1 rRNA gene is annotated in these 1,538 nt (G+C 58.5%); it reads left to right on the top strand.

Annotation, left to right across the window (positions count from 1 at the left end):
- Window positions 1–107 precede the first annotated feature (107 nt).
- A 16S ribosomal RNA gene (locus ACFWYW_RS59340) occupies window positions 108–1,538 on the top strand; the annotation flags it as partial.

Genomic DNA, 1,538 nt, shown 5'->3' with positions numbered 1-1,538 from the left:
ACGCGTCCGTTTCTTGAGAACTCAACAGTGTGTTAAAAGCCAGTGCATGAAGTATTTCATGCAACACCTCGTCTGGAATATGATGAGTTTTTGCTAGTGTCAAACATCTTATGGAGAGTTTGATCCTGGCTCAGGACGAACGCTGGCGGCGTGCTTAACACATGCAAGTCGAGCGGAAAGGCCCTTCGGGGTACTCGAGCGGCGAACGGGTGAGTAACACGTGAGCAACCTGCCCCTGACTCTGGGATAAGCCCGGGAAACTGGGTCTAATACCGGATACGACCACTCCCGGCATCGGGTGGTGGTGGAAAGTTTTTTCGGTTGGGGATGGGCTCGCGGCCTATCAGCTTGTTGGTGGGGTAGTGGCCTACCAAGGCGACGACGGGTAGCCGGCCTGAGAGGGCGACCGGCCACACTGGGACTGAGACACGGCCCAGACTCCTACGGGAGGCAGCAGTGGGGAATATTGCGCAATGGGCGGAAGCCTGACGCAGCGACGCCGCGTGGGGGATGACGGCCTTCGGGTTGTAAACCTCTTTCAGCAGGGACGAAGTTGACGTGTACCTGCAGAAGAAGCGCCGGCTAACTACGTGCCAGCAGCCGCGGTAATACGTAGGGCGCAAGCGTTGTCCGGAATTATTGGGCGTAAAGAGCTCGTAGGTGGCTGGTCGCGTCTGCCGTGAAAGCCCGCAGCTTAACTGCGGGTCTGCGGTGGATACGGGCCGGCTAGAGGTAGGTAGGGGCAAGTGGAATTCCTGGTGTAGCGGTGAAATGCGCAGATATCAGGAGGAACACCGGTGGCGAAGGCGGCTTGCTGGGCCTTACCTGACGCTGAGGAGCGAAAGCGTGGGGAGCGAACAGGATTAGATACCCTGGTAGTCCACGCTGTAAACGTTGGGCGCTAGGTGTGGGGATCTTCCACGATCTCCGTGCCGGAGCTAACGCATTAAGCGCCCCGCCTGGGGAGTACGGCCGCAAGGCTAAAACTCAAAGGAATTGACGGGGGCCCGCACAAGCGGCGGAGCATGTTGCTTAATTCGACGCAACGCGAAGAACCTTACCAAGGCTTGACATCGCCCGGAAAGCTGCAGAGATGTGGCCCTCTTCGGATCGGGTGACAGGTGGTGCATGGCTGTCGTCAGCTCGTGTCGTGAGATGTTGGGTTAAGTCCCGCAACGAGCGCAACCCTTGCTCCATGTTGCCAGCACGCCTCTTCGGAGGTGGTGGGGACTCATGGGGGACTGCCGGGGTCAACTCGGAGGAAGGTGGGGATGACGTCAAGTCATCATGCCCCTTATGTCTTGGGCTGCAAACATGCTACAATGGCCGGTACAGAGGGCTGCTAAACCGCAAGGTGGAGCGAATCCCTAAAAGCCGGTCTCAGTTCGGATTGGGGTCTGCAACTCGACCCCATGAAGTCGGAGTCGCTAGTAATCGCAGATCAGCAACGCTGCGGTGAATACGTTCCCGGGCCTTGTACACACCGCCCGTCACGTCACGAAAGTCGGCAACACCCGAAGCCCGTGGCCCAACCACCT

The sequence above is a fragment of the Nonomuraea sp. NPDC059023 genome, assembly GCF_042740095.1.
GTDB lineage: Bacteria > Actinomycetota > Actinomycetes > Streptosporangiales > Streptosporangiaceae > Nonomuraea.
This window is presented reverse-complemented; position numbering and strand designations above follow the sequence as displayed.